23 protein-coding genes are annotated in these 21090 nt (G+C 62.3%); 13 read left to right on the top strand and 10 right to left on the bottom strand.

What is annotated here, in order from left to right:
- Positions 1–6: 6 nt before the first annotated feature.
- A complete protein-coding gene (locus ACWNC0_RS05225) occupies positions 7–1272 on the bottom strand; it encodes a thiolase family protein (protein ID WP_449470087.1) in 1266 nt (421 codons plus the stop codon).
- Between the two features lie 284 nt (positions 1273–1556).
- Between ACWNC0_RS05225 and ACWNC0_RS05220 the strand changes: the two genes are divergently transcribed.
- From ACWNC0_RS05220 to ACWNC0_RS05195, 6 genes are all read left to right on the top strand, one after another.
- Positions 1557–2213, top strand: a complete 657-nt coding sequence (locus ACWNC0_RS05220; protein WP_449470085.1) for a sensor histidine kinase — start codon at positions 1557–1559, stop codon at positions 2211–2213.
- 210 nt (positions 2214–2423) lie between these two features.
- Positions 2424–4283 (top strand): PAS domain-containing protein, encoded by a 1860-nt coding sequence (locus ACWNC0_RS05215; RefSeq protein ID WP_449470083.1) that lies wholly within the window; start codon positions 2424–2426, stop codon positions 4281–4283.
- Between the two features lie 315 nt (positions 4284–4598).
- Positions 4599–5096 (top strand): response regulator transcription factor, encoded by a 498-nt coding sequence (locus ACWNC0_RS05210; protein ID WP_449470082.1) that lies wholly within the window; start codon positions 4599–4601, stop codon positions 5094–5096.
- A gap of 85 nt (positions 5097–5181) precedes the next feature.
- Entirely contained in the window at positions 5182–5553 is a 372-nt protein-coding gene (locus tag ACWNC0_RS05205; protein WP_449470080.1) for a response regulator transcription factor, read from the top strand.
- A gap of 195 nt (positions 5554–5748) precedes the next feature.
- Complete coding sequence (locus tag ACWNC0_RS05200; RefSeq protein WP_449470079.1) at positions 5749–6054, top strand: carboxymuconolactone decarboxylase family protein; 306 nt, start codon at positions 5749–5751, stop codon at positions 6052–6054.
- 382 nt (positions 6055–6436) lie between these two features.
- A complete protein-coding gene (locus tag ACWNC0_RS05195) occupies positions 6437–6694 on the top strand; it encodes a helix-turn-helix domain-containing protein (protein WP_449470077.1) in 258 nt (85 codons plus the stop codon).
- On the opposite strand, the gene ACWNC0_RS05190 is transcribed toward ACWNC0_RS05195, so the two are convergent.
- Positions 6658–7683 (bottom strand): LysR family transcriptional regulator, encoded by a 1026-nt coding sequence (locus tag ACWNC0_RS05190; protein WP_449470076.1) that lies wholly within the window; start codon positions 7681–7683, stop codon positions 6658–6660. The two genes, ACWNC0_RS05195 and ACWNC0_RS05190, sit on opposite strands and share 37 nt — an antisense overlap.
- Before the next feature lie 213 nt (positions 7684–7896).
- Here ACWNC0_RS05190 and ACWNC0_RS05185 point away from each other — a divergent pair, with 213 nt between their 5' ends.
- Positions 7897–8286: a barstar family protein gene (locus ACWNC0_RS05185; protein WP_449470074.1), complete on the top strand. Its 390-nt coding sequence runs from the start codon at positions 7897–7899 to the stop codon at positions 8284–8286.
- Between the two features lie 18 nt (positions 8287–8304).
- On the opposite strand, the gene ACWNC0_RS05180 is transcribed toward ACWNC0_RS05185, so the two are convergent.
- Genes ACWNC0_RS05180 through ACWNC0_RS05170 form a run of 3 tightly spaced genes read right to left on the bottom strand, consistent with a single transcriptional unit; the run spans position 8305 to position 9649 of the window.
- On the bottom strand, positions 8305–8604 hold the full coding sequence (locus ACWNC0_RS05180; protein WP_449470073.1) for an SOS response-associated peptidase family protein: 300 nt from the start codon (positions 8602–8604) through the stop codon (positions 8305–8307).
- Positions 8601–8957, bottom strand: a complete 357-nt coding sequence (locus ACWNC0_RS05175) for a hypothetical protein (RefSeq protein WP_449470071.1) — start codon at positions 8955–8957, stop codon at positions 8601–8603. Before ACWNC0_RS05175 ends, ACWNC0_RS05180 begins: the two co-directional genes overlap by 4 nt.
- Positions 8958–8998: 41 nt before the next feature.
- Positions 8999–9649, bottom strand: a complete 651-nt coding sequence (locus ACWNC0_RS05170) for an SOS response-associated peptidase family protein (protein ID WP_449470070.1) — start codon at positions 9647–9649, stop codon at positions 8999–9001.
- Positions 9650–9776: 127 nt separating this feature from the next.
- Here ACWNC0_RS05170 and ACWNC0_RS05165 point away from each other — a divergent pair, with 127 nt between their 5' ends.
- The 6 genes from ACWNC0_RS05165 (at position 9777) to ACWNC0_RS05140 (ending at position 17571) form a co-directional block, all read left to right on the top strand.
- Positions 9777–10538, top strand: coding sequence for an ImuA family protein (locus ACWNC0_RS05165; protein ID WP_449470068.1), 762 nt, complete (start codon positions 9777–9779; stop codon positions 10536–10538).
- Positions 10453–11970 carry a Y-family DNA polymerase gene (locus ACWNC0_RS05160; RefSeq protein WP_449470067.1) on the top strand — a complete coding sequence of 506 codons (1518 nt, stop codon included), beginning with the start codon at positions 10453–10455 and terminating at the stop codon, positions 11968–11970. Before ACWNC0_RS05165 ends, ACWNC0_RS05160 begins: the two co-directional genes overlap by 86 nt.
- On the top strand, positions 11967–15215 hold the full coding sequence (locus ACWNC0_RS05155) for an error-prone DNA polymerase (RefSeq protein WP_449470066.1): 3249 nt from the start codon (positions 11967–11969) through the stop codon (positions 15213–15215). Before ACWNC0_RS05160 ends, ACWNC0_RS05155 begins: the two co-directional genes overlap by 4 nt.
- 153 nt (positions 15216–15368) lie before the next feature.
- A complete protein-coding gene (locus tag ACWNC0_RS05150) occupies positions 15369–15938 on the top strand; it encodes a hypothetical protein (protein ID WP_449470065.1) in 570 nt (189 codons plus the stop codon).
- A 368-nt stretch (positions 15939–16306) separates the two neighbouring features.
- Entirely contained in the window at positions 16307–16678 is a 372-nt protein-coding gene (locus ACWNC0_RS05145; protein ID WP_449470064.1) for a hypothetical protein, read from the top strand.
- On the top strand, positions 16678–17571 hold the full coding sequence (locus ACWNC0_RS05140; protein ID WP_449470062.1) for an RES domain-containing protein: 894 nt from the start codon (positions 16678–16680) through the stop codon (positions 17569–17571). The genes ACWNC0_RS05145 and ACWNC0_RS05140 overlap by 1 nt, the downstream gene beginning before the upstream one ends.
- A 94-nt stretch (positions 17572–17665) precedes the next feature.
- On the opposite strand, the gene ACWNC0_RS05135 is transcribed toward ACWNC0_RS05140, so the two are convergent.
- The 5 genes from ACWNC0_RS05135 to ACWNC0_RS05115 all read right to left on the bottom strand — a co-directional run bounded on the left by ACWNC0_RS05135 (position 17666) and on the right by ACWNC0_RS05115 (position 21071).
- The gene (locus tag ACWNC0_RS05135) at positions 17666–18148 is read right to left on the bottom strand and encodes a YkgB family protein (protein WP_449470061.1); all 483 of its coding nucleotides are present in this window, start codon (positions 18146–18148) and stop codon (positions 17666–17668) included.
- A gap of 134 nt (positions 18149–18282) precedes the next feature.
- Entirely contained in the window at positions 18283–18975 is a 693-nt protein-coding gene (locus ACWNC0_RS05130; RefSeq protein WP_449470059.1) for an alpha/beta fold hydrolase, read from the bottom strand.
- Between the two features lie 14 nt (positions 18976–18989).
- A complete protein-coding gene (locus tag ACWNC0_RS05125; RefSeq protein ID WP_449470057.1) occupies positions 18990–19772 on the bottom strand; it encodes an HAD-IIA family hydrolase in 783 nt (260 codons plus the stop codon).
- The gene (locus tag ACWNC0_RS05120; protein ID WP_449470055.1) at positions 19769–20365 is read right to left on the bottom strand and encodes a DNA-3-methyladenine glycosylase I; all 597 of its coding nucleotides are present in this window, start codon (positions 20363–20365) and stop codon (positions 19769–19771) included. Before ACWNC0_RS05120 ends, ACWNC0_RS05125 begins: the two co-directional genes overlap by 4 nt.
- Before the next feature lie 112 nt (positions 20366–20477).
- Positions 20478–21071 (bottom strand): hypothetical protein, encoded by a 594-nt coding sequence (locus tag ACWNC0_RS05115; RefSeq protein ID WP_449470053.1) that lies wholly within the window; start codon positions 21069–21071, stop codon positions 20478–20480.
- Positions 21072–21090: the final 19 nt, after the last annotated feature.

The raw sequence follows: 21090 nt of genomic DNA, 5'->3' as shown, positions 1-21090 counted from the left end.
AAGCGATCAGACCCGTTCGAGCAGGGCGACCGTCCCCTGACCGCCATCAGCGCAGACGCTGATGATCGCGCGAGATCCGATTGGCCGTGACCAAAGCTCCTTGACAGCCTGGCTCAAATCACGCGCGCCCGTAGCTCCGAACGGATGACCGATCGCAACCGACCCACCGTTGGGGTTAACGCGGTCCCACGAGAAAGTCCCGAAATCCACGTCGACGCCGGTCTTGGCCCGGATCCATTCCCCATTCTCGATGGCTGCGACATTCGCCAACACCTGAGCGGCGAACGCCTCGTGGATTTCCCAAAGGTCGATATCGTCGTAACGCAGGCCGTGCCGCGCAAGGAGGCGAGGAATGGCATAGGAAGGCGCCATCAGCAGGCCCTCAGTATGATGGTCGACCGCCGAAATCTCATAGTCGACCAGACGCAAATAGGGCGTATCGGCCGGAAGGCGCGCGAGGCCGGCCTCATTGGCGATCCAGCAACCCGCGGCACCGTCAGTGACAGGGGACGAATTCCCGGCAGTCAACGTACCGTTTCCACTCGTCTTGTCGAAAGCGGGCTTGAGCGCGGCAAGCTTCTCAGCCGAGGTGTCGGCACGCGGATTTGCATCTCGCTCCAGCTCGGGCAGCTTGATGACCAGATCTTCGAAGAACCCGCTATCCCAGCCAGCGACTGCGCGCTGGTGGCTCTTGAGCGCCCATGCATCCTGAGCCTCGCGGCTGATGCGCCACTCCTTTGCAGTTTCTTCCATATGGTCGCCCATCGTGCGGCCGGTGATGCGGTTGGCCCAACCCTTAACAGGAAGTACATAATCCGTTGGCTCGAGCGCCTTCAGCGCGGCAAGGGCGGCCGAAGGATCGCGCGCGAAGAGGTCGGTCAATCGCTTGGACGCATCCGACGTCAGCGCGATTGGCGGGCGGCTCATAACCTCCGCACCGCCGACCATCGTGAGGTCCGTCCCGCCACCGAGCATGCCGGCAGCCGCAAATGCCGCGGTCATACTGGTCGAGCAGGCGAGCACGACCGAGAATGCTGGGACATTTGGATTGAGCTTGGCGTCGAGCCACATTTCACGGCCGATGTTGCTCCAGCCGAGATTAGGAATCACGCTTCCCCACACAACCAGATCAGGTTCGGCTCGGTCGGCCATCGCCCGGGCAACAGGAACCGATAAGCTGATTGCGTCGTAGCTCGCGAGCGCGCCCCCTCCGCGCCCAAAGGGTGTGCGAAGACCGGCAGCGACGAAGACGGTATGGGGAAAACGATGCATGGCGGCTCTCATTCCAGTGGGGGACGTCGCAATATTGCTCCAGCTACACCGCTGGGGGTCGTGCAGTCCCTGGCGTGCGGCCTGATTCTAGACACGCCGTCACGCCAGTTCGGTTACATCCATTACAAAATTGGACCGATGACGACCCACGCGACGCGAAGGGAGCCGCCAGATCGCCACGCCGGCGCACGCTACGCATTGGTTGGTGTGCGCAAGACCTGTGTATAGTTTCGCTCTTGGCACGAAATCATAAACTCCCGGCGATCCATCAACGGGAGGCAGTCATGACGCTAGACCTGATCCACGAACCAGCAGGAGGGATGGTCGTTCTGCCAGCCGAGACGATCAGCCAAAGAGAGACTGACCACCGCGTGGCGAACAGCCTGCAATTGATTTCGTCGCTTCTGTCCGTTCAGGCCAGGCACGCATCCGACGATTCTGTACGCGACGCGCTGGTGACTGCAATCCACCGCATCGGCGCCGTCGGCGCGGTTCACAAGCAGCTTCATCACGCCCGCTCGCCCAACTCCATCGATATTGCCAGCTACCTCTTCGACCTTGCGGAGGCGATCGAGCAGACCTTCTGCGGCGGCATCGGACGCAAGCACATCAGCGCGCATATCCAAGGGCGAATGGTATCGGCCGATTTTGCCAGCGTCCTGGGTATCCTGGTCACGGAGCTCGTCACAAACTCGTGCAAGCACGCCTACGCGCCCGATGAACCACGTGACATCGAGATATGCCTGTTCTTCCCGGCACTATCCGCATTCCGAATGGAAGTCAGAGATTATGGCGGACAGCCTGACGATCACCTAGCCTCAAGGCAGCCTGGGCTTGGGACGAGCATCATCGACGCAATGTGCTGCAAGCTCAACGCGACCTACGCCTATGTCATCGACGAAGAGGGCACCCGGTTCGTGACGAATGGCCGCGTGTTGTAGCGATACGCTGAAGCAAACTCTCGGAGTTGGCGGAAGGATTGCCCTCGACTGTGGGGAGCGCACTGCCTAACCGGCATTTTTGCGTACCTTAGTCGGCAGAATTGCCAATTAAAAATCCTTGCCAAATTTGCCAGATATCACCGCGCGGTGCGACGACCGCGCTCGCTCGTCGCCGAATAAGCAGGGTAGCGGCGATGGTGTGTGGTTTGAATGGCTTCTGACGCGACGGAATCGAAAATCAACCGCGCCGATGTCGCATCTTCGGTAACCGACGTCGAGCTTCCCGCGCTGGTGTGGTACTTCGATCCCGCTCACGGCGCCTTCGGGTTCAACCAGGCGTGGGAACGGCTCGCGGGCGTCACTGGTGATCACCTGTCTCTCGACCGATGGTTCGACTACATTCATCCAGACGATCGTGCGCAGCTCGCATTTCTGCGTGACCCGTCGCTTTCCGAGACGGGTCAATCACTCGACATTCGGATCAGGGACGCCGCGGGGCAGTATCGCTGGTTTCTCCTAAACTGCGGCCCATCGTATCGACAGAAGGCGCGTGCGCTGGTGGCGCTCTCGATCGACGATAGGAAATCGGCTGAACTGAATACAGATCACGAACTGGCCGACGTTCGCTCATTGGTCGATCATGCACCGACGATGATGTGGCGCACGACAGCCGATGGCGAAATGGACTACGCAAACGAGCGCTACCTGAAGGCCTGGGGTAAAACACTCGAAGAGGTTATGGGGTGGGGCTGGCAGGATTCTGTCCATCCCGAAGATCGACAGGGTATCGTCGACTATTGGGACAAGCACAGATTCAGCGATGGCGATGGGATGTACGAGTTCCGGGTCGGCAGTCCGGATACCGGGTATCGTTGGTGTCTCTCCGTATGTTCCGCACGCTTCAACGACGAAGGGAAAGTCCACCAATGGTATGGCGCGACCTTCGATATCGAAGACCGCAAGCAAGCCGAGGAGCAGCTTCGACGTAGTGAAGCATTCCTCCGGCAGGGCCAGTTGATAAGCATGACGGGCAGCGTCGCGCTAAACCGCGTCACCGGCGAGCATTATTGGTCAGACGAGACTTACCGAATTTTCGGACTCGACCGATCGGTGACGCCGGGCTTCGAGGTCGTGTTGAAGTGCGTCCATCGAGACGATCGCGCGCACGTGCTCGCGGCGATCGAACGCATCAAGAGCGGTGAAAGCGACCTTAGTTTCGAATTTCGAGTGGTGATGCCCGACGAGCGTCTGAAGCACTTGCGGGTCTTGGTGAACCCGACCCATGCCGATGACGATGGCGAAAATGCCTCAGGCGTGGTGATGGACATTACCGCGGCGAAGCTCGCCGAAGAAGAAATGCATCGGGCGCAAGCGGACCTCACCCGCGTCACGCGTATTGCGACCATGGCCGAGCTCACAGCATCGATCGCTCACGAGATAAACCAGCCGATCTCAGGCGTTCTCACCAACAGTGAAGCCAGCCTGCGCTGGATCAATCGGCCCGAGCCCGACCTCAAAGAAGCGCGCGAGGCGGTCGAAAGCGCCGTAATCGGCGCGCGCCGAGTCAGCGAAGTCGTGCGGCAATTGCGGGCGATATTTGCCAGAAAAGAACCGGAGCCTGCCCGATTTGGCCTTGGCGACCTGGTCCGAAGTACTCTCCCACTTCTGCGCTCGCACATAAGCCAGCATCGCGCACGCGTGTCTGTCCGCCTCGCCGACGATCATCCTACCATCATCGCCGACCAGGTTCAGATACAGCAAGTGCTGATCAATCTGGTGATGAACGCCCTCCAAGCGCCGCGCAAAGATGATTCCGAGCGGCGCCTGATCATTGAGACATCTCACCACGAGGGCGACGTTACGCTTTGCGTGAGTGACGACGGGCCCGGAATTGACGAGGACGATCTCGCCAGGATTTTCGAGCCGTTCTTCACAACCAAGGCTGAAGGCATGGGGATGGGTCTATCGATCTGCAGGTCGATCATAGAAAGCCATGGCGGCGAGATTTTCGTCCGCGGTAACGCGGCGGGCGGAGCAACGGTCGGATTCACCTTCCCCGTGGAGCACTAGATGCCATTCGGTCTCAGCGGGACCCGGCGAGCGCTATACGAACGTGTGATAGAAGCGCCTTCGACTGCGGGGTAAACGAATGAGAGGTCCGTTCGCGGTGCCGCCATAGTGCTCGATGGAGGGCGAGATTGTACTTGATGAGTCATAAGCCCGAAATGCCTGCGACAATGCCATTCGGGGAAGCGGCACCGATTGTCCTCGTCGTCGATGACGACGAGCAGATTCGAACCGGACTTGGAAGGTTGCTACGTTCGGCAGGCTATCGTGTCGCTCTCTACGCGGACGCGATAGAGCTCTTGGAAAATCCGCTGCCAGATGGCGTGCGGTGCCCTGGTCGCTGACATTCGCCTCCCGATCGTAAGCGGACTGGACCTGCAACGCGAGCTCGCAAAGCGTGATGAGCGGATCCCCATACTTTTCATCACCGGTCACGGCGATATTCCGATGTCGGTCAGGGCAATGAAGGCAGGTGCCGTCGATTTCCACCCGAAGCCGTTTCGCGATCAGGACATCCTGGAATCGGTTTCCAATGCCCTTGCCCAAGACCGGCACCTGAAAGAGCAGGACGAAGAGCTGCGCTCGCTGCGCCGCCGGTTCAAATCGCTCACCCAGCGCGAGAGCGAGGTGCTCAAATTCGTTACCTCAGGTTTGCTCAACAAACAGGTCGCGTCCGAACTCGGACTAAGCGAGATCACCGTCAAGCTCCACCGTGGCAGGGCGATGCGAAAGATGCAGGCGCGGACGCTCGCCGAAGTCGTGCGCATGATGGAAGCGATCGAGCGAGGAACGCGCCAGCAGCAGACCCCCAATTGAACGATCCGGCCACAGGCGATCGCCCCGGAGTCCTGACCGTTTACGAGATCCGCATTTTAATCGCCTACCGCGCAAGAGGACCCATTTGGCCACCAATGCCGTCATTGCCATCGTAGACGACGATGACCTCGTTCGTACTTCGCTTGCGAGCCTCTTTCGGTCCTTCGGTGCGGATGCGGAGACATTCGAGTCCGCGGCCAGCTTCCTCTCGAGCGGTCTCGATCGCTTCGATATCGTCGTTTCAGATCTCCAGATGCCGGAGATGAACGGGCTTGAGCTCAGGCGGATCCTGAGCGAGCGCAGTGTGCCGCTACCCGTGATCATCGTCACCGCATACCCGGAGCGGGCCATGATCGGCTCGGCGGCAAACGAAAGGCTTCACCTGCTCGAAAAGCCAATCGACAGCGGGGAATTGATCTCCTGCATCGAGAAGGTGCTGGACCGTCCGATCAGCTGAGCCACTTTTGGCAAATGACGCGGAGCCCGTTGCGCGCCTTATGACGGCGAAGGACCGGGCCGCAGTCTCCCGCGTCCGATTGCAAACCGCATAAATACCCAGAATTTTGGTCTTCTCGTAACCAACGGCAGGCCCACTTCGAAAACCTGACATCGGCAACTCGCCGACCACGTCCCATCAACGAGGAGGATTCCGATGTTTGACATGAAGAACCTAAGCCGTCTGAAAAAACTCGATGAGAACGCGCCTGACGCGATGAAAGCATTCTGGGCATTCGACAAAGCCGCGTTCGCCGATGGTGCGCTCACGGCACAGCAAAAGCAGCTGATCGCTGTCGCCGTCGCGCTGACCACTCAATGCCCATATTGCATCGATCTCCACACCAAAGCGGCGCGCGAGGCCGGCGCGACCGACGCGGAATTGAGCGAAGCCGCGATCGTCGCTGCCGCGATGCGTGCTGGCGCGGCAGTCACCCACTCCACGCATCTGTTCGGCAGCTGAAATCGCTCTCCATCGGGAAACAAAAGGTCGCTGGGCGCCGATCCTGCTCCGACCGATGGCCGCTACGGCTTCGTCGTCCACGATCTCAACAAGCCGGAGAAGGGCCCCGAGAATCTCGCGGCGATTGTTCATTCGATCGACGCGCCGATGCCGTGATTGATGGCGCGCACTCACCTGTATCCAGAATAGTCGTGATGGCAGACCGGTAGTGCGAGCGCGAACAAGGCACGGTTCGGCGCCGAAACCCCCGTTGTAGTGGCTTGGGCAGGCGGTGACGGTGCCCGGCGGCCGACAAGCGAACTTGCTCGCCACAATCTCCGGAAGCGACTAAATTAGCCGTAGTTCTGGAATGCGGATCTGATCTGATGGGAGGTGATCATGCATGATCACCGGCCGTCAGTCGCGAGCCGCGCGGGCTTTGCTGGGTTGGACGCAGGAAACTCTGGCGGACAAAGCCCTTGTATCGCTCACGGCATTGAAACGCCTTGAATCCGCAAATGAGGTCAGGGTGTATGAGTCGACGCGCGACCAAATTCGGCGTGCATTGGAATCGAACGGTATCGTCTTCCTCATTTCGGATCAGGGAGAAGGGGTGATGGCAGTTCACGCAAAGGTGGATCGCCAACAACCGGGTCTTTGATTCGAGTTCCGCGCAGTGCCATCCAACGGCGCGTGGAGTTCCAGGAAGCACGTCTTCGAGACTTCGGGCGCGACTGCCGAACCGCAACATCCCTCGATCAGTGGGCGATTCTGGGAAATCGCCTCAGCGCAGTGCGTCATGAAGGCGTAGATTCGGCTCGAATTGCGGATGTCCGGATGGGTTAATAGCCACAGCTCGTCGTTGAGCAGCGGTTCGATCGGCCCGACACGCATCAGGCCCGGCGAGAGGTCGCCAACCATGCAAGGTAAATAGCCAACCCCAAGACCAGCTTCGATCGCCGCTGCCGCTCCTGCGACCGAGTCCGTCCGATAGGCGATGTTGTCGGGATGCACGCGGTCCTCGAGGAAGCGAGAGGCCTTCAGGCCCGATAGCTGTCCGCCGTAAGAAACCCAATCACGATCAAAGAGAGGACCGGCGCCGGCCCCGACCGGATTTGCACCAGCGATTTTGTCGTAGGGCGCCCACGCTATTGCCGCAACCTTCCGACCGAAGAGGTTTTCCGGCGGCTTGTCGGTCGCCCTTACGGCAATGTCGGATTCCCCGCGCGCCAGGTTCAGCGACGCGTTTCCGACGATCACCTCCACCTTGATTCCAGGGTTCTGCGCCTTGAACGAGGCGATATGCGGCGTGAGAAAAAACAGCAGGATGGAATCGCTGGTTGTTATGCGCAGCTCGCCGGCATGGCCCAGTCCATGCCCGGAAACCCGGCGCCCGACGCTGATGACGTCCAGTTCGACCCGCTCCGCGAGCGCAATCAACTCTTCGCCCTGGATCGTTGCGGAATATCCGGTTCGGCGCCGGTCGAAGAGTGTCACCCCGAGGACTTCTTCTGCCTTGGACAACCTACGGGCGATCGTCGAGGTATTTATGCCGAGCGTCTCTGCCGCTGGCGCGAGAGCGCCGCTCTTCCCGATCGCGCGTATGACACGCAGATCATCCCAGGAAAGCTTGCTGACTGGATTGCTCACGACGTTGTTCGATCCCACACGGCATTGTGGGCCACCGCAGGCATGCATAGGCGTTCGGCAACAGCCGTGGTGGTCCCACGATTATCACGTGACGGCATCCGAGAAGGTTACATCGTTGATCGATGACGGCGGCAGCGTCGGGACGACACAGCTTCCCCTAGCGTGCGCCATTTATAGACGTCGTGGTACCTGCTTAGCTCGAGGTGAATCCCGGTGAAGACACTGATCATCGACGGCCATTCGATCACCGATCTCCCCTCCTTCTACGGGGAGATCAATCGCGTCTTCATGGCCGATGTCGATTGGGAGCTTGGTCGAAGCCTCGATGCTCTGGATGACGTGCTTTATGGCGGATATGGCGCGATCGATGGCGCAGAACCGGTCAAGCTCGTCTGGTTGGACATGGAGAAGAACCGCTCCGACCTCGGTTTCGAATGCACGCGCAACTGGTATCTCGACAAGCTGAAACATCCTGGGGGCTTCGACGTCGAGCGCATCTCCAAGGAGCTTGCCGACCCGGAACGTGGCATCGGACCGACCTATTTTGATATCGTGCTCGAGATTATCGGTGACCATCCCAATATCGAATTGGTCGCGGGCTAGCGTTGCTCAACTACGGGTTTAGCGCGGCAGCAGCGAAGGTTGCGCGGCCGCCTTGGGCCGCGCCTTGTTCCACGGCTCGGCGGTTCGCTCCATCTCGATCAATTCGTCCGGAAAGCACCGGAGTTGAAGCGCAAGCGAATCGTCGAATGTGCCGTTGAGCCAGGCGTCATACTCGTCGCGGTGAAGGAGGACCGGCATGCGATCATGAACCGGGCGGATCGCTTCGTTGCAGTCGGTCATGACCCCCGAATAGACCGGTCCCCATTCGTCGCTGATCCGCCACAAGCCCGCCCAGGCCACGACCGGCTCGTCCTTCACGCTGAACCAGGTCCGCGTTTTTCCTTGGGCGGCCCCTCGGCTTCGGCAAAGTGGGTGAGGGGAATGAGGCACCGCCATTGCGGTTTGCGCGCGAGCCCGATCCACATCCGGCCTCGAATATCGGCGCAATTGTTCACCGCCTTCGGTTTGGATGTCGGCTTCATGCCCTTTGGCCGGTAGGGGAAACCCCAGACCATCGACTGCATGACTCGCACGCCGGCCTCTTCCCGGGCGACATTGCCCGGATAGCCTGGGTAAACCTCTTCGGGCGCATTCGACTGCATCGGGTCGGATACCCCGAAATGTGCGGCGATCTCGGCCGCGCTTTTCCGGACAGTGTAGAGGTTACACATAGCGCCAGCCTATCAGGAACCCGCGGTCAGTCCACCAGCTGTTACAGGAGCGAAAGCTGAGGCGGGACTGGCGGCTTGCCGCTGCGCCAGAGGTCGTCGGTCTGCTGGACCAGCATCCGGTCGGCATCGAAAGGCAGCCGGTGCTGGAACCAGATGACATCGCGGATGCCGCCGGTCAGCCAGCGATCCCATTCGTGCGGATCGAGGAGCACCGGCATGCGATCGTTGAACGGCATCACCGCCGAATTCGCCGCCATGGTCATGCCGGCATAGACAGGACCATCATCCGTGTTGCGGCAAAAGCCCGCCCAGGCGACGAGCGGCTGATCCTTGACCGAGAACCACGCGCGCGTTTTCGCGCCTGGGTCACCGTCCGGGTTCGCAAAATGCGTGATCGGGATGAGGCAGCGATAGCGCGGGTCGACGACCAGATGTTCCCACATCGGGTTCGTTAGGTCGGCGACGAGACCGATGAGTCCTGGCTCTTCGCCGCGAGCACGCATCTCACGCGTGAGGCGTGGGAAACCCCATCTTGCCGACTTCAGGAGCCGGCGACCGCCATTCTGGAAAATGATGAGCCCCGGAGTGCCCTCTACGGTTTCGGAGGGCGCTGCGATGCCGGTTGCCGAGTCGGCTCCAAAATGAGCGGCGATCTCGTCGATGCTGCGCTGGACACTGTGCAAGCGAGACATGGCAATCCTCAAAATTCCTCATGGAGTCAGTTCCCTTTCACCCTCCCGACTCCAACTCATTGACTCATACCCCCTTGATAGAACAAAATAGGAACTTAGTCCACCGCCATGCCTAGGAGGCCCCTCCATGACGGAAGCAGGGCCGCGCCCTCAGCTTGCCGCTCTTCGCGCCCGAGTCGCACAGATCGAAGGCGCCGATCGCCGCCACAACGGCGTGCTGCCGTTCGGGATCGACGCAATCGACGCGCGGCTGCCCGGCGGAGGTTTGGCCCGTGGAGCGCTGCACGAAGTCGCCGGCGGCGCGCAGGGCGTCGTCGATGGCGCAGCCGCAGCCCTGTTCGCCGCGGGCATCCTCGCTCGCACCGAAGGCCAGGTGCTCTGGTGCATCACCCAACCCGACTTTTTTGCGCCAGCGCTCGCACAGGCCGGCCTCGACCCCGATCGCGTCATCTATGCCGAAGCGGGCGACGAAGCATCCGTGCTCGCCTGCTTCGAGGAAGGATTGCGGCATGGCGGCCTCGCCGGGGTCGTCGCGGAGGTCGCCAAACTCTCGATGACCGCGTCACGGCGCCTGCAGCTTGCGGCCGAAGGAACCGGCACGATCGGCATCGCACTGCGGCGTTGGCGCCGCCCCTCCGGGGCCGCCGACTTCGGCCAGCCAACTGCCGCGGCAACACGCTGGCGAGTGACGTCCGTGCCTTCCGCTCCCTTGCCGGTCCAGGGCGTTGGGCGACATCGATGGTTTGTAGAGCTGATCCGCTGCCGGGCGGGCGAGAACGCTGATTTTTTGTTGGAGGCATGCGATGCGAGAGGTCGTCTCGCTCTTCCTGCCGACCTGGCCGACCGATCGCCAGCGTCGCAGGCTTGGGCCGCACGCGCCGCCTCCTGACAGACCGTTCGTGCTGACAGGAATGGAGGGTCCGCGCCGCGTCATCACTGCGGCCGATAATGCCGCGCGAGCGATCGGCATCCACGCCGGCATGCCCGCCACCAAAGCGCAGGCACTTGTTCCAGAGCTATTTATGCAGGATGCGGACGTTCAGGGCGACCGTGACGCGCTCGACCGCCTCGCGCTCTGGGCACTGCGGCGCTACGCGCCCATGGTCGCCGCCGATTATCCCGACGGATTGGTGATCGACGTCACCGGCGCGACCCATATCCTTGGCGGGACCGAGAGCCTCCTGCGCGATCTTGCACGGCGCTTATCAGAGATCGGTACCGCCGCGCGCGCGGTGAGCGCACCGACTTACGGTGCGGCGCACGCCTTGGCCCGGTATGGCAAGCAGACCATCGCCGTGGTCACCGAACTCGAAGACTCGGGGCTTCGCAAATTGCCGGTCGCTGCACTGCGCCTCGATGCCAAGCTTGTGGCCGGTCTCAGCAAGGTCGGCGTTGAAACGATAGGTGAGCTTGAAGCGATGCCCCGCGCCTCGCTCGCCTTGCGCTTCACGTCCGAACCCGGACGCCGCCTCGACCAGGCGTTCGGACGGGCGAGCGAGCCGATCGAGCCTGTCGAACTGGCCGAACTGCCGATTGAAACCCAGCGGTTCGCCGAACCCATCGGGGCCGCCGAGACCATGGCGCGCTATACCGCGAAGCTCGTCGACCGGCTCTGCGATCGCCTTGAGCGCGATGGCGTCGGCGCGCGCCGGCTGGATCTGAGATTTCACCGCGTCGACAATGCCGTGCAGGCAATCCGGGCGGGCACCGCCAAGCCGACGCGCGATCGCAAGCAGCTCACCCGGTTGCTCTGCGACCGAATTGAAACGATCGCACCCGGGTTCGGCATCGAGACGATGACGCTGGCCGCTCCGCTGGTCGAACCGCTCAATCCCACCGCGATCTCGAACCTCGGCGACAAGCCAGCGCCCGACGTCGCGGCGCTCGTGGACATTCTCGGCAATCGCATCGGCGAGCATCGCATCTACCGGATCGCGGCGCGCGAAAGCGATATCCCGGAACGATCGGTGACCAAAGTCGCTCCTATGGCCGATCCGACGCTTCTTCGCTGGCGCCCGGACTGGCCGCGTCCGATGCGCATGCTGCGTCGCCCCGAACCGATCGACACCATGGCGCTGCTTCCCGATCACCCGCCGGTCCATTTCGTATGGCGCGGCATGCGGCGGCGCGTGAAGCGCGCCGACGGCCCTGAGCGCATCTATGGCGAATGGCAACTTAGTGACGCGGAAATGCTCGCGGTCAGGGATTATTTCCTCGTCGAGGACGAGACCGGCGCCCGCTACTGGGTCTTCCGCGCCGGCGACGGCATGGACGCCGCAACCGGCGGGCAGGGCTGGTTCATGCACGGATTGTTCGGATGAGATATGCCGAGCTCCAGTGCGCGTCGCATTTCTCGTTCCTGCGCGGAGCATCCAGCTGCGAGGAGCTGTTCGCACAGGCCGATGCGTGCGGTCTCGAGGCGTTGGCGATCACCGATCGCAACACGCTTGCCGGCATCGTCCGCGCGCATGAGGCGGCGAAGCAGACCAATGTCCGCCTCATCGTGGGCTGCCGCCTCGACCTCGCGAACGGCGACTCCCTCCTCGTCTATCCGATCGACCGAGCCGGCTATGGCCGGCTCTGCAGATTGCTGAGCCTGGGGAAGAAGCGCGGAGGGAAGGGGAAGTGCAAGCTGGGCTGGGAGGACGTCGCCCAGTTCGCAGAAGGGCTGGTGGGGGTGTTGGTGCCGGGTGAGGCCAACACGGCCGGGACCGTCCTCGAGCGGTTCGCCCGCATATTCGGCGATCGCGGGTACATGGCGCTGACGCTCCGACGGCGGCCGGGCGACCAGATGCGGATCCACACCCTCGCCAACTGCGCGACACAGCTGGGCGTTCCGACAGTCGTCACCGGCGACGTCCTCTATCACCATCCGCATCGGCGGGTCCTGCAGGAGGTCATGACCTGCACCCGGCACCGCTGCACCATCGACGACCTCGGCGGCCGCCGCGAACTTTATGCCGACCGCTTTCTCCAGCCCGCCGGCGAGATGCACCGCCTCTATGGCCGCTATCCCGAAGCGCTCGCCCGATCGCTCGAAATCGCCGATCGCTGCCGCTTCAGCCTCGACGAGCTCAAATATCAATATCCCGAGGAAGCAAGCATCCCCGGCATGACGCCGCAAGCTGCGCTCGAGAAGTTGACATGGGAGGCCGCAACTGAGCGTTATCCGGAGGGCGTGCCCGAAAGCGTCGCGAAGCTGCTGCGTCACGAACTCGGCCTGATCGCTGACCTGGGATACGCGCCATATTTCCTGACGGTGAACTCGATCGTCCGGTTTGCGCGCGGCCGCGAGATTCTCTGCCAGGGCAGGGGCTCCGCGGCCAACAGCGCGGTCTGCTTCGTGCTCGGCATCACCTCCATCGACCCCGAGCGTTCGGACCTGCTGTTCGAGCGGTTCGTGAGCCAGGAGCGCAAGGAGCCGCCCGATATCGACGTCGACTTCGAGCATGAGCGGCGCGAAATCGTGATGCAGTGGGTGTTCGAGACCTATGGCCGCGATCGCGCAGCGCTGTGCTCGACGGTCATCCGCTACAAGGCCAAAGGTGCGATCCGCGATGTCGGGAAAGCGCTCGGCCTGCCCGAGGACCTGATCAAGGCCCTATCGTCGACCGTCTGGGGATGGAGCGAGGAAGGGGTCAAGGACGAGCACGCCGCCGAGCTCAACCTCAATCTTTCGGACCGGCGGCTGCGTTTGGCGCTCGACCTCGCACGCGAGCTGATCGGCACCCCGCGTCACCTCTCCCAGCATCCCGGAGGCTTCGTCCTCACCCATGACCGCCTCGACGAGCTGGTGCCGATCGAGCCGGCGGCAATGGCAGACCGCCAGGTCATTGAATGGGACAAGGACGATATCGACGCCCTCAAGTTCATGAAGGTCGACTGCCTCGCGCTCGGCATGCTCACCGCAATGAAACGCGGCTTCAACTTCCTCGCAGAGCACAAGGGCATCGAGATGGAACTCGCATCGATCCCGCCGGAGGATCCGCGTACCTACGCCATGATCCGGGCGGCCGATACGCTGGGGGCCTTCCAGATCGAGAGCCGCGCCCAAATGGCGATGCTGCCGCACATCAAGCCGCGCACATTCTATGACCTGGTGATCGAGGTCGCGATCGTTCGGCCGGGGCCGATCCAGGGCGACATGGTGCATCCCTATCTGCGCCGGCGCGCCGGCCTCGAACCCGTCGAGTATCCCAAGCCCGAGCTGGAGCGCGTGCTCGGCAAGACGCTCGGCGTGCCGCTCTTTCAGGAACAGGCCATGCGCGTCGCGATCGAATGCGCGGGCTTCACCCCGTCGGAGGCGGATCAGCTCCGCCGCTCGATGGCGACGTTCAAACACACCGGCGGCGTCTCGAAGTTCCGGGACAAGCTCATCAACGGCATGGTCGAGCGCGGCTATACGGCCGAATTCGCGGAAAAGACCTTCGGCCAGCTAGAGGGCTTCGGCAGCTACGGGTTCCCGGAGAGCCATGCCGCGAGCTTTGCGCTGATCGCCTATGCATCATGCTGGCTGAAATGCTGGCATCCGGATGTCTTCTGCGCGAGCCTCCTCAATGCGCAGCCGATGGGATTCTATGCCCCAGCCCAGATCGTGGCGGACGCGCGCGCCCACGGCGTCGAGGTGCGGCCGGTCTGCGTCAATGCCTCCCGCTGGGATTGCACCCTCGAGCCGGTCGACGACGAGCACTTCGCCGTCCGGCTAGGAATGCGGATGGTGAACGAGCTGCGAGAGGCCGACGCGGCGCGGATCATCGCGGCACGGGCCGACGAGCCCTTCAGCAGCGTGGAGGAGCTTTGGCGACGCGCGGGTGTGCGCGCGGCCACGCTTAACCGGCTCGCCGAAGCCGACGCGTTCCGCTCCTCGATGCGCCTCGCGCGGCGCGAAGCGCTCTGGGCGATCAAGGCAATGCGCGACGAGCAACTCCCGCTCTTTGCCGCGGCCGACGCGCGCGAGAACGGCTATGTCTCCGAGATCGTCGAAACGCCGGTTCTCTTGAAGCCGATGACTGAAGGCCGCGAGGTGGTCGAAGACTATGGCAATGTCGGCCTGACACTGCGCCGGCACCCGGTGGCATTCCTGCGCGATGACCTTACCGCGCGGAACATGGTGCGTTGCGAGGCACTGCTGGACACCCGCGACGGTCGCTACATCTGGCTGGCCGGGATCGTGCTCGTCCGGCAGCGGCCCGGCTCGGCCAAAGGGGTCATGTTCATCACGGTCGAGGACGAGAGCGGCATCGCCAATCTGATCGTCTGGCCGCGCATGTTCGAGGAGAACCGCCGGATCGTGATGGGCGCCCGGATGGTCGGCATCTACGGCCAGGTCCAGCGCGAAGGCGACGTGATCCACGTCATCGCGAAGAAGCTGATCGACCTCTCTTCGATGCTGTCGTCACTCGGCGAGCGGGGAGGGGAGTTCCCCATGAAGCTGGCAAGGGGCGACGGTGCGTTGAGCGGTGGCGGGCCCGATCCACGCGACCCTGTTGGCAAGACCTCGGGACATGGCGCTCGACTGATCGAAGAGCATGACGACACCTTCGGACGGGCGAGGAATTTCCGATGAGGCTCGCCCCGACCAGGGAGTATCCAGCCCCTTTACACAGTGCCATCAATGACACTTTACCAGCGCCAAAGGTAAAGTGTCACTGGTGACTAATCAGCCCTGAGGGCGAGAAGAGGGATTCACATCCGACTCGGAGTGTGCATGATATGTTCCATGTACCAGGCGGACCTCTTCACCATCGAAAGCGCGGCGGGCAAGTCGGAGATCGCGACTCCCGCGAAGCGCGAAAGCAACGAGATGGACCTGCCGGCGGTGCTTGATCTTCTGGCGAGCGCGTCCTCTCGTCCGCGCTATACCTTCATGGTCCTGGAGCTGATTGCCCGCGCCGCCGGCAACCGGGATTGCCTCGGCCCCTATGTCGCGCAGGACGGACAATCCGTTCCGGTTCGCGATTGGCTCAGCGATGCCCTGATGCCTATGGCGCAGCGCGACGGGCGCCGACGCGCCGTTATCGCCGATGTCCGCGCCGACCTTGAGAAGCGCGGGGCGCTTCCCTCCGACGAAGAGGCAGCGGAAGGGGTCATGGCCGACGAGGTCCGCGACCGCCTTCGTCGTTCGGGTCGCACCAACGTCAGCCGCGCCGTCTCCGATCTTGTGCGCGTCGGGCTCCTTCGCCGGCACTATCGAGGCTACCGCGTCGATCATCACAATCGCGGGGCAGGACGCGAAGCGGTCTATACGCTGACTCCGGCGGCGAAACAGGCGCTCGGCAAGGGGCGCTGACAGCGCGGCCCTCCAAAGCGACGTCGATCGGCCGACAATCGCAGGCTGGTCTCCCGATCCGCACTGGTCGCAGCAATGGCCGCGGACCTCGGCCTAAAATAGCAAGGTTGGAGTGCCGCTATCCACCTGTAACGGCAAGCACGGCTTCCTTCACGCGGGCGAGCGCGTAGTTCCCGACTCGTTTCAGTTCGACATGGGGCAGATTCGGAATCTTGTCGTCGGCGACGACAGCATCGACGATTACCCGACAACCATAGATAGATCGGTAATCGGTCACTGTTATCGAAGGTGCGAGGGGCAGACCCTAGCGGTAAGCCACTTTCAGCGTCAGCCTGACGTGGCTCCGCAGGACAAGCGAAAGCATTTTGATGGGCTATTTCAGCGAACAGATGATCCATGAAGCGGAGCAGCGACTTCGCCTCAGCGGTCTCGAGGACAAGAAGGTTTGTTCGAGCTGCTTCGCGGATCCGCATCTCTCGAAACTGATCGAGAAGAGCGCCAACGCGAACATCTGCGATTACTGCGGCGACAAGGGCGACGGCGTGCACGCGACCAACCTCACTACGGTCCTCGAATATATGCTCCCGCAGATTGAGCTCGAATTCGATCGCGCCGACGAGGCGCTGCCGCAGGACCCCGAAACCAAGGACCGGATGTTCCCGGAGGACGAGATGGACGCGCGCACCATGCTCGAGATGGAGATCGGCCTCGAGCTCCCCGGGACTATAAGGGAGAGCTGATGGCAACCATCGCGGAGGCCATGCCCGAGCAAGACTGGTGCTACCGCGACCCGCTCATCGACCTCCCGGCCGAACGCGTCGGCGCCAGCTGGGAAGCGTTCAAGAAGGTCGTCACACACCGCCGACGCTTCTTCCTGCTCCAATACGAAGACGCGGATTTGGAGTATGATCTGACCTGGGGTGCAGCCGCTTACACTATCCCTGAGCTGCTGAAACACATCGCTCAATTCACGTTCGACCACGGCCTTGTGATCCCACTGAAGGCGAAGACGCCCTGGGTCCGCTGCCAGCGGATGAACCCGGGAGATCACGACTTCGATGCAGCCCGAATGGGTCCGCCGCCCTACGAGAACGCCACGCTTCCGAACCGGATGAGCCCTGTCGGCGTGCCGATGTTCTACGGCGCCGGTGATCGCGAGACCGCGCTCGCCGAGATCGCAGACCAGCCGGGGCGATTTGCGGCCGGCACATTCGTCACGAGCCGCGAGGTTCTCGTCCTCGACGTCCGAGAGGCGCCGGAGGTTCCAAGCCTCTTCGACGCCGAAAAGGCCAAGGACCGGCCGATCGCCGAGTTCATGGAATCCTTCGTCGAGGATTTCCGGAAGCGCATCGACCGGGAAGAGAAGCCGCACCTCGACTATCTGCCGACACAAGTGGTCACCGAGTATTTCCGCACCTTGGTGACCAGTCCGAAGAAACGGCCAATCGAGGGCGTGCTCTACAGCAGCACGAAGAACGGGCGCGACGCGATCGTGCTGTTCGCGGAAAATGGCGACGTGGTCGGCGGCGCCGACGAAGAGTTCAGCGACAGGGAACCGTGGCTCGAGATGGTCGCCTATGAGGAAGTCGAATACACGCCGGAAAACGCCGCGGCTGGTGACTCAGAACTATAACGCGAAGCCGGGGCCTCGCGGACCGCTACCTCCTGAAAGGCGCCCGAGCCTGTCCACCTTCACCCGCTCGGACACTTCAGTTGTTGGGTCAGCCTCAGCCGCGGTCCACCTGCCGGGGCGCTAGCCTCCGCACTGCGTCGAGTGTGAGAGCCAGGCACAGGGCGAACAGCCCTGCATCCTTGAACAGGAATTGGGCACTGCTCCCCATGAACGGGAAGCCGAAGCCTTCCTGCCAGAGATCGGCACCGAAGGAAAAGCTCAGCGTGACGAGAAAGGTGGCCATGCCCATCAGGCCACCGATCAGCCCGGCGCGAGGCGATACCGCACCTAGCGCGATCAGTCCTCCCGTGGTGAGTTCGATCGTTCCGATAGCGTTGCTGGCTCCTTGCACGCCCCAGATCGGATACATCCACGCAAACAGCCAATAGTGCTCCGCGGTCCGCGCAACACCTTCAGCCTCGTAGAGCGCGAATTTTGCCGTCCCGAACATCAGGAAGATGAAGACGATCGCGATCCGCATCAGATGAACGTCGATCCGCGATGCGGATAGTCGATTGAGCACGGTCTCATTGAGCACTGACGTCCCCCTGTGGTTGGTGCAGATGGGGCGGCATGATTGGCGAGATTGCCCGTCAGTCGGCCTCATGTGCCTAAGTCGTGGCGAAAGGGCCGAAGGTTACAGGCTCGCTATAAATTTCAGACCTGAGGCAATCACCAGCCTATCCAGTCCACCAGCGCACTCGATACCACTTGGGGCTGCTCGATCGTCGAGAGATGCCCGCACTTCGGCACGATAACGAGCTTGGTGCCTGGGATGTTTTCGGCGATTTCCTGCGCGCGCTCGACGGGAGTCAGCGCATCTGTGTCGCCGACAAGAACCAGGGTCGGTATCGAAATTGCAGACAGGAATGGGCGGGAGTCCGGACGCGATATGATGAGCTCGAGCTGGCGCGCGAATCCTTCAAGACCGACCGATCGCGCCATCCGCTGGTTGAGATCCCGGAGCGAAACTTCGCCGCGGCGCTCTGGATGAAGCAGCGTGGTGAGACCCGCCAGCGCCGTCGAAAGGAAATCGCCCGTCCGCGCCTCCTCAAGCGTCAGCCGTCTCTGCACGGTCTGCTCAGGCGTGTCCGGCCGAGCCGTCGTGTCCAAGAGCGCCAGTCTGGAGACACGCTCGGGCGCCTGACGCATGATTTCGAGGCTGATATACCCGCCCATCGAGATCCCGGCCAATGCAAACCGGGGAGGGGCGGTCTTGAGGATTCTCCGGGCAACCTCGCCAACGGTCTCTCCTTCAAGCGTGGAGGCGACCGTGATCGGGCCGTGAGGCCAGAGCGCCGATATTTGTGCCGCGAATATTTCGGCCGAACACAGGAGACCGGGGACGAAGAGGATAGGCGCCATCTGTGTCATGCCTCTCAGATCAATTCCACCACATCTGCTATGGAATCGAGGATCTTGCTGGGTTTGAAAGGAAAGCGAGCGACCTCCGCCGCCCGCGTAATGCCGCTCAGCACCAGTATCGTTTCCAGCCCGGCCTCGACGCCCGCGACCACGTCGGTGTCCATGCGATCACCGATCATGGCCGTACATTCGGCATGCGCCTCGATACGGTTCATCGCGCTGCGGAACATCATCGGATTGGGCTTGCCCACGAAATAGGGGCTGACCCCCGTCGCCTTCGTGATCATTGCGGCAACGGCGCCGGTCGCCGGGAGTGGCCCATCGGGCGAGGGCCCGGTCGGATCCGGGTTGGTGGCGACGAAGCGGGAGCCCTGCTCAATCAGACGAATTGCGCGCGTGATCGCGTCGAAGGAATAGGTGCGGGTCTCCCCGAGCACGACATAGTCCGGCGCCACGTCGGTAAGGGTATAGCCTGCCTCGTAGAGCGCCGTGGTGAGCCCAACCTCACCGATCACAAAAGCGGAGCCTCCGGGCTGTTGCGCGGAGAGGAAATCAGCCGTCGCCAGAGCGGAGGTCCAGATCGCAGCCTCGGGCACATGCAATCCGGCATGTGCGAGACGTGCCGACAGGTCCCGGGGCGTGAACATCGAGTTGTTCGTGAGCACGAGATAGCGGCGCTCGCGCTCGATCAGCCGGGCCAGAAACTCGGCAGCGCCCGGTAGCGCACTGCCTTCGTGGACCAAGACACCGTCCATGTCGGTCAGCCAGAACTCGGGCGATCGGCGCGCTGCAGTCATTTCATGGTCTCGATCAATTGCCGCCGGCGGAAGCAACCGGCGTCATGATCATTCACCATCCCGGTTGCCTGCATCCAGGCGTAAACAATCGTCGGTCCGCAGTATTTGAAACCCCGCCGCTTCAGCTCCTTGGAGATTTGCGCCGACAAGGGCGTTTGTGTCGGTCGCTCTCGGCCGTCGCTCACGAGCGGCTTCCCGTCGAGGAACGACCAGCAGAAGGCGGAGAAAGCTTCGCCAGCCTCCTCCATCGCAAGATAGGCCTTCGCCCCGTTGATTGTCGCCTCGATCTTGGACCTAGAGCGGACGATGCCGGGATCAGCCAGCAGCCTCTGGATTTCGGCTTCGTCGAACCTCGCGATCTTGACCGGATCGAAGCCCTGAAAGGCCGCCCTGAAAGCGTCGCGCTTGTTGAGGATGGTGCTCCAGGACAGGCCCGCCTGAAAGCCGTCGAGCATCAGTTTTTCCCAAAGCGCTCGGCCATTTCTCTCGGGAACGCCCCACTCCTCGTCATGATAGGCACGCATGCGCCGATCCGCACCTACCCACGAGCAACGGGTTAGATCCGAGCCGAGAGCATTGTCCGTTCGTGTCATGATATTCGCAGTCCTCTACCGCTGAGCGCCGGGCACCCAATCTCTTCAGCCAAACTGTCGGTCGCCAGCTCATGGTCCGCATTCGAGGTAACCGGGAGAAACAACCGCTCAGTTACACAGTACGCGCAGACGTCGGGTCCTCGAGCGAGACGGTTTCAGCGGCCAGACGTTCGAGCTCTTGCGCGGCCGCGATCGGCATTGGCGGTCCCGGCCATGGCCGATCGGGAAACGGAGTGTGCACCAGCCAGTGCTCCAGATCCTGATGGATCTTCGACAGCGTCTCCTCTGCCTCGCGGAATTGTGACGTGAAATCGTCGCGCAGCCGGGTGTCCTGAGGATGCTGGAGCGCGGGTACGATCGTCGGCGCCCATACTCCTGTCGCCGGATTGTAGGCACTAATCCCGAAGATCGTGTGGGCGGCGAGGTTTCGCTTGGTCGCCACTTTGTCGAGGCGGCCGAGCAGCCGCTTCAAAGCGGCTCGATGCGGCTCCGCCAGGTCAACCGCTACAGACACGCGCTCGATGAGCCGGCGTTGCGAACTATCCGACTGCGGGCTGAAGAAAATGGCATCGGCGACAGGCGACTCGATCCCGGTGAGATGCGTGAACACCCGCAACAACTGGTGGACGCACCCATTCCAGGCCAACGTCACCTGGCCGACGAGCGCCGCATGCTCCTGCCACTCCTTAGCGCCAAAACCACCCATGCTTCGTCACCTCAACTCC

This window comes from Sphingobium chungangianum, from assembly GCF_977014255.1.
Note: the sequence above shows the minus strand (reverse complement) of the source record. Positions and strands in the feature narration are given on the sequence as shown.